Annotated in this window: 6 protein-coding genes; 1 reads left to right on the forward strand and 5 read right to left on the reverse strand. The window is 67.5% G+C overall.

Annotated features, from left to right (window positions below):
- Positions 1–3: 3 nt before the first annotated feature.
- From LQV39_RS25395 to wrbA, 5 genes are all read right to left on the reverse strand, one after another.
- Entirely contained in the window at positions 4–1,065 is a 1,062-nt protein-coding gene (locus LQV39_RS25395) for an ABC transporter ATP-binding protein (protein WP_230029978.1), read from the reverse strand.
- Between the two features lie 7 nt (positions 1,066–1,072).
- Positions 1,073–2,002, reverse strand: a complete 930-nt coding sequence (locus LQV39_RS25400; RefSeq protein WP_230029979.1) for a carbohydrate ABC transporter permease — start codon at positions 2,000–2,002, stop codon at positions 1,073–1,075.
- Complete coding sequence (locus LQV39_RS25405; RefSeq protein WP_230029980.1) at positions 1,999–2,877, reverse strand: carbohydrate ABC transporter permease; 879 nt, start codon at positions 2,875–2,877, stop codon at positions 1,999–2,001. The genes LQV39_RS25400 and LQV39_RS25405 overlap by 4 nt, the downstream gene beginning before the upstream one ends.
- Positions 2,878–2,892: 15 nt before the next feature.
- Entirely contained in the window at positions 2,893–4,122 is a 1,230-nt protein-coding gene (locus tag LQV39_RS25410; RefSeq protein WP_230029981.1) for an ABC transporter substrate-binding protein, read from the reverse strand.
- Positions 4,123–4,296: 174 nt separating this feature from the next.
- On the reverse strand, positions 4,297–4,896 hold the full coding sequence (gene wrbA / locus LQV39_RS25415; RefSeq protein ID WP_230029982.1) for an NAD(P)H:quinone oxidoreductase: 600 nt from the start codon (positions 4,894–4,896) through the stop codon (positions 4,297–4,299).
- Positions 4,897–4,993: 97 nt separating this feature from the next.
- Between wrbA and LQV39_RS25420 the strand changes: the two genes are divergently transcribed.
- Positions 4,994–6,670, forward strand: a 1,677-nt coding sequence (locus LQV39_RS25420; RefSeq protein WP_253073988.1) for a histidine kinase dimerization/phospho-acceptor domain-containing protein, incomplete at its 3' end; no start/stop codon positions are given.

A 6,670-nucleotide genomic window follows, 5' to 3' on the forward strand; every position in this document is an offset into this window, starting at 1 on the left:
GGCTCACAGGCGGTTTCCCGAGGCCGGGTCGAACAGCGAGACCCGGTTCGCATCGACGCCGAAGCTGATCTCCTGGCCCGGCGCGAAGTCGCCATCGCCGTGCACCAGCGAAGCCAGGGTATGCGCGCCGCAGCGTATCCACACCACCTGGTGGTTCCCCATCGGCTCGACCAGCGACACCGTGCCCGTCATCGCGCCATCGCTGCGGATCGCCACGTGCTCGGGGCGCACGCCCAGCACGGCAGTGCGGTCGGCCGTACCCGGGGCGCAGCAGCCGGCGCCCGGATCGACCTGCAATTCGCCGGCCGTGAAGCACCCTGCCCCGTCCAGCCTGCCCTCCACGAAGGCCATCGCCGGCGCGCCGAGGAAACCGGCGACGAAGCGGTTGGCCGGACGCTCGTAGACTTCCAGCGGCGTGCCGATCTGCTGCACCTGTCCCCCCTGCATCACGACGATGCGCGAGGCCAGGGTCATGGCCTCGACCTGGTCGTGGGTCACGTAGATCATGGTCGAGCCGAGGTTCTGGTGCAGCAGCTTCAGCTCGCGGCGCAGTTCCGCGCGCAGCTTGGCATCGAGATTCGACAGCGGCTCGTCGAACAGGAAGACCTGGGCCTGGCGCACCAGCGCGCGCCCGATCGCCACCCGCTGGCGCTGGCCGCCGGACAGCTGCGAGGGCTTGCGCGACAGGAGCGCGTCCAGCTGCAGCATCTCTGCGGCATGCGTGACGCGGCGCTTGATCTCGGCCTTCGGCGTGCCGGATATCTTCAAGCCGAAGGACATATTGTCTTCCACGCTCATGGTCGGGTACAGCGCATAGGACTGGAACACCATGCCGATTCCGCGCTCGCTGGGGTCGGCGTCCGTCATGTCGCGGCCGCCGATCTCGATCGCGCCCGAATCGGCATCGACCAGGCCGGCGATGCTGTGCAGGAGCGTCGACTTGCCGCAGCCCGAAGGCCCCAGCAGCACCAGGAATTCGCCCGGCTCGACCTGCAGGTCGAGGTCGCGGATGATGCTCTTCCCGCCCAGGATGATGTTCAGTTTGCGCAGGCTGACGTTTGCCATATGCTTCTTAACCTTTCACTGCGCCGGCGGCGATGCCGCGCACGAACCAGCGTCCGGATGCGAAATACAGGGTCAGCGGCACCAGCGCGGTGAGGATGGTGGCGGCCATGTTCACGTTGTACAGCCGGGTGCCGGTGGTGGTATTGATCACGTTGTTCAGCTGGACCGTCATCGGCAGGTTCTCGCGCCCCGCGAACACCAGGCCGAGGATGTAGTCGTTCCACACGCCGGTCACCTGGATGATGGCCGCCACCACGATGATGGGCAGCGACATCGGCAGCATGATGCGCAGGAAGATGCGCCAGAACCCGGCGCCGTCCACGCGCGCCGCCTGGAACAGCTCGTGCGGCACCGAGCAGTAGTAATTCCGGAAAAGCAGGGTCATCATCGGCATGCCGAACACCATGTGTACCAGCACGATCGCCGGCAGCGAGCCGAACACACCGGCAAGCGCCAGCACCCGCACCAGCGGATAAATCATCACCTGCACCGGCACGAAGGCGCCGGCCATCAGCACGCCGAACAGCAGGTTGGCGTAGCGCGGCCGCCAGAACGACAGCGCATAGCCGTTGATGGCGCCGATCAGGATCGGCAGGACGGTCGACGGCACCGCGATCGCCACCGAGTTCCGGAAGCCCGTGCGGAGGCCCTCGCAGGCCGCGCCGGTGCACACCGTGCTCCAGGCCTGGCGCCAGGGTTCCAGCGTGGCGCTCAGGGGCAGCGCGAAGATCCCGCCCTGGCGGATCTCATCCATGCTCTTGAGCGAGGTGACGATCATGACGTAGAGCGGCAGCAGGAAGAACAGCGCGGCCATGAACAGGAAGGCGTAGATGCCGATGCGGTGGGCCGGCAGCCGGCGCCGGCTGCGCGTGCGGGCCGGGGTCTGCTCACCGGCGGCGGCCGCCGGCAGGCGCTGGGCAATGCTGTTGAGATTCATGCGGCCTCCTTGCGGCTACGTGCATAGGCATAGGGCGCGGCCAGCGCCAGCACCGGCACCAGCAGCACGACTGCGCCGGCCGAAGCCAGGCCGACGTTCGAGCGCAGGAACAGGTGGTCCATGATGAACTTGGCCGGCACTTCGCTGGCGGTGCCGGGTCCGCCCTGGGTCATCGCGACCACGGCGTCGTACAGCTTGACGACGGCAGTCGCCAGCAGCAGCAGGACTGTGGCGACGGTAGGCCACATCATCGGCAGCACGATCTGCAGGTAGACGCGCCAGGCCGAGATGCCGTCCAGGCGCGCGGCCTTCCAGATTTCCGGGTCGACGCCGCGCAGGCCGGCCAGCATCAGTGCCATCACCAGGCCGGAGGCCTGCCATACGGTGGCGATCACGATGGTGTAGATGGCCATGTCCTGGTCGACGATCCAGCCGAGGGTGAAATCATGCCAGCCCAGGGCGCGGATGGCGGAATCGATGCCGTCGCCCGGCTGCAGCAGCCATTGCCATACCAGGCCGGTGGCGACGAAGGACATCGCATACGGGTAGAGGAAGACAGTGCGCAGTACGCCCTCCCCGGTCACGTTCTGGTCGATGAAGACCGCCAGCAGGAAGCCGATCACCAGGCAGGCCAGCACGAACAGCAGGCCATACACGGCCAGGTTGTGCAGCGAAAGCATCCAGCGTTCGTTGTCGAACAGGCGCTGGTACTGGGCCAGGCCGACGAAGTGGCTGGACGGGAAGGTGCGCGAGGCCGTCATCGACATCCCCAGCGTCCACAGGCCCGCGCCGATATAGCCGACGAGGACCGTGACGAACATCGGCAGCAGCGCCGTGTAGGGCGTGATCTTACGGAGCTGGCTTCTGGCGATCATCCTCGTCCCCTCGTCTCAATAGCGCAGCGCCGAGGCGATGCTCTTCTGCGCCTTCTCGACCGGCATATTGGTGTTCCAGTAGGCGGTCAGCACGTCCTGCAGGGCGCCGTTCTGGTCCGGCGTCAGATACACCTCGGTCACGCCGACCGGGCGCGAACGGTCGCGCAGGATGGCCATGCCCTTCTGCGCGCAGTCGTCCAGCTGGCTGGCGTCGAGGTCGGTGCGCACCGGCAGCGAGCCTTTCAGCTTGCTGAACTGCAGCTGCACGGCCGGCTGTTCGACCACGCTGGCCATCAGCTTCTGGGCGCGGATGGCGTCCGCATCGTCGGTCTTCGGAAACACGAACACGTCGCCCTGGATCAGGTAGGGACTATTGCTAGATAGGCCCGGGATGCAGCCGTACTGCTTGCCGGCGGTCTGCCTGGCGTTGGTGAACTCGCCCTTGGCCCAGTCGCCCATGATCTGGATGCCGGCGCGGCCGGAAATCACCAGCGCGGTGGCGTCGTTCCAGTTGCGGCCGGGCGAAGCCGGATCGACATAGGTCTGCAGGCGCTTGTAGGCCAGCAGCACCTTGCGGAAGGCGGCGGAATTGATGGCGGCCTGGTCGCGGTCGCGGATCACTTTCAGGTACAGCTCGCGCCCGCCCAGGTTGGACAGCATGCTCGAGAACAGGATCACTTCCTGCCAGGACTGGCCGCCATGCGCCAGCGGGATCAGGCCGGCGGCCTTGAGCTTGTCGAGGGCGGCGAACAGTTCGGCGACGCTGGCCGGTTCCTTCGCAATGCCGGCCTTGGCGAAGGCCGCCTTCGAATACCACAGCCAGGTCTGCATGTGGATGTTCATCGGCGCGGCATACCAGTGGCCCTTGACCTTGATGACGCCGACGATGGGTTCGGGCAGCAGCTGGTCCCAGTTCTCGCGGCGCGCGATGTCGTCGACGTCGTTGAGCATGTCTTCCTCGATGATGTCGAGGAACTGCTTGGAGGTGTTGAACTGGGCCGCGGTGGGCGGATTGCCGCCGATGATGCGGTTGACGGTGACGGCGCGCGACTGGTCGCCGCCGGCGATGGCGCTGTCGATCCAGGTGCCGCCGGCGTCACGGTAGGCCTGCGCGACCTGGCGCACGGCGGCCGACTCGCCTCCCGACGTCCACCAATGGATCACCTCGGCCCGCGGACCGGCATGCGCCGCCGCAGCGGAGGCGCATAGCCAGGCGGCGAACGCCAGGCAGCGACTTGCAACCATCTCGTCTCCAATGTATCGGCTGCCATTTGCGGGCGCATCCGGATTGGAAACGTTCCCATGGCTTTTGCCGGACTATAGCACCGGGCCGAAATTAGTGTCAAACAGAAAATACCTGGCGTGGATTTTCCTACAAAACACGAACGAGATGGCGGGAATTTAATAAGCCATGTTGCGTCAGCCGAACAGTTTGGCCGCCGTCTTCGCCACCAGATCCCCCTGGAAGCGCGCCCCGTCCAGTTCCAGCTGGCTCGGCTGGCGCTGACCCTGGCCGCCGGCGATGGTGCTGGCGCCGTAGGGGCTGCCGCCGGTGATCTCGTCCAGCGTCATCTGGCCCTGGAAGCTGTACGGCAGGCCGACCACCACCATCCCCAGGTGCAGCAGGTTGGTAATGATCGAGAACTGGGTGGTCTCCTGTCCGCCGTGCTGGGTCGCGGTCGAGGTGAAGGCCGCACCCACCTTGCCATTCAGGGCGCCGCGCGCCCACAGGCCGCCGGTCTGGTCGAGGAAGGCCGCCATCTGCGACGGCATGCGGCCGTAGCGGGTCGGCGCGCCGATGATGATGGCGTCGTAGTCGGGCAGCTCGTCGACGGTGGCGATGGGCGCCTGCTGGTCGAGCTTGAAGTGGGCGGGACGCGCGATGTGCTCGGGGACCGTCTCCGGCACACGTTTCAGTTCGACCGTGGCGCCGGCGCCGCGCGCGCCCTCGGCCACCGCCTGCGCCATCTTCTCGACGTGCCCATAGGTGGAGTAATACAACACCAGTACTTTCGCCATGCCGTTCTCCTTTGCTCATGCGTGGGTGTGAGGGTGCGAGCATGCTAGCCGTAAGCGCGCAAACGGGGCGCACCATCGAAAGCTCAGCAGGCAAGAGATGTTGCAAGTAGAATACCGCCCGATGAAAGCCCGCACCTACCTGATCCTGATGGCCACCGCGATCCTGCTGCCGGTGACCCTCGTCGCATCGGTGGGTCTATCGCGGCTGCTGCACTCCGAACGCGAATCGCGCATCCGCGGCGTGCAGGAGACCGGCCGCGCCGGGGCGCTGGCGATCGACCGCGAGATAGCCGTCGCCGAAGCTTCGCTGCGCGGCATCGTCAGCTCCGAAGCCCTGCGCCGCCACGACTTCGCCCAGCTGCACCGCGAGGCCAGCGCCATGAACCGCGCCACGCCCCAGTCCTGGACCCTGCTGATGGACGCCGGCGGCACGCCCATGCTGAACACCCTGGTGCCCTGGGGCGCGCCGCTGCCCGCGTATTCGGCGAAGTGGGTCGGCGAGGTCTACGAAGCGCAGAAGACGCGCGTGTCCGGCTACTTCATCGGCATCCTGGCTCACCGGCCCACGATCTCGGTCGACGTGCCGGTGCCGCGCGCCTATGGCGAGCCCTATGTCGTGAGCCAGGTGTTCGACGCCAACTACTTCGGCCGGGTATTCAAGGACAAGGCCATCGGCAGCGGCTGGGTCATCACCATCTTCGATGCCAACGGCATCTCGATCACACGCAACCGCAATGCCGAGGAACTCGCCGGCAAGCCGGTGCGCCCCGAGCTCTACCAGGCGTCGCGGCGCCAGCCGAACGGCGTGCTGCGCCACACGACCCATGACGGCGTCGACGTCTACAGCGTCTACACCCGCGCGCCGCTGAGCGGCTGGACGCTGGCCATCGGCGTGCCGGCGCCCGAGATCGAGGCGAAGGCGCGCACTGCGACCCTGTATGCGGCGCTGGCCCTGCTGGGCGTGATGGGGCTGGCGATCGCCATCGCCGTGTTCCTGGCCAAGCGCCTGTCGGTATCGCTCGACCAGGCGCGCGTGGCCGCCCAGGCGCTGGCCGGCGGCGCCGAGCCGCCGACGGCATCGACTATGGTGGCCGAAGTCGACATGCTGCTCGAGGGCCTGCGCCACACCAGCGCCGACCTTGCACGCGAGCGCGCCGCGCGCCAGCGACTGCAGGACGAGCGCGAAGCCCTGCTGTGCAGCGAACAGGAGGCGCGGCGCCAGGCCGAGGCCCAGAGTCATGCCAAGGACGCCTTCCTCGCGATGCTGAGCCACGAGCTGCGCAATCCGCTGGCGGCCATCGCCGGCGCGGTCCAGGTGCTCGACCTGCCCGGCGTGAAGCCGGAGCTGGCCGCCCATGCGCGCGAGATCGGCCGGCGCCAGATCCGGCACCTGACCCGCATCGTCGACGACCTGCTGGACGTGCGCCGCATCCTGTCCGGCAAGGTGAAACTGCGGCGCGACCGCATCGATGCCGGCGCCCTGATGCGCCAGTGCTGCGAAACGCGCAGGCTGGCCGACGCCGGCGCCCATGCCTGGCAGGTCGACGCCGGCAGCCTGTGGATCGCGGCCGACCCGACCCGCCTCGAACAAGTCTTCGACAACCTGCTGCACAACGCAATCAAGTACACCCCGGCCGGCGGTTCGATTGCCGTGCGCGCCCGCGAGTCCGGCGCGGAGGCCGTGATCGAGGTGGCGGACACCGGGGTCGGAATCGACGCCGATACCCTGCCGATGATCTTCGATGCGCTGGTGCAGGGGCCGACCGGGATCGAC

Source organism: Massilia sp. Bi118 (genome assembly GCF_918697865.1).
Taxonomy (GTDB): domain Bacteria; phylum Pseudomonadota; class Gammaproteobacteria; order Burkholderiales; family Burkholderiaceae_D; genus Telluria.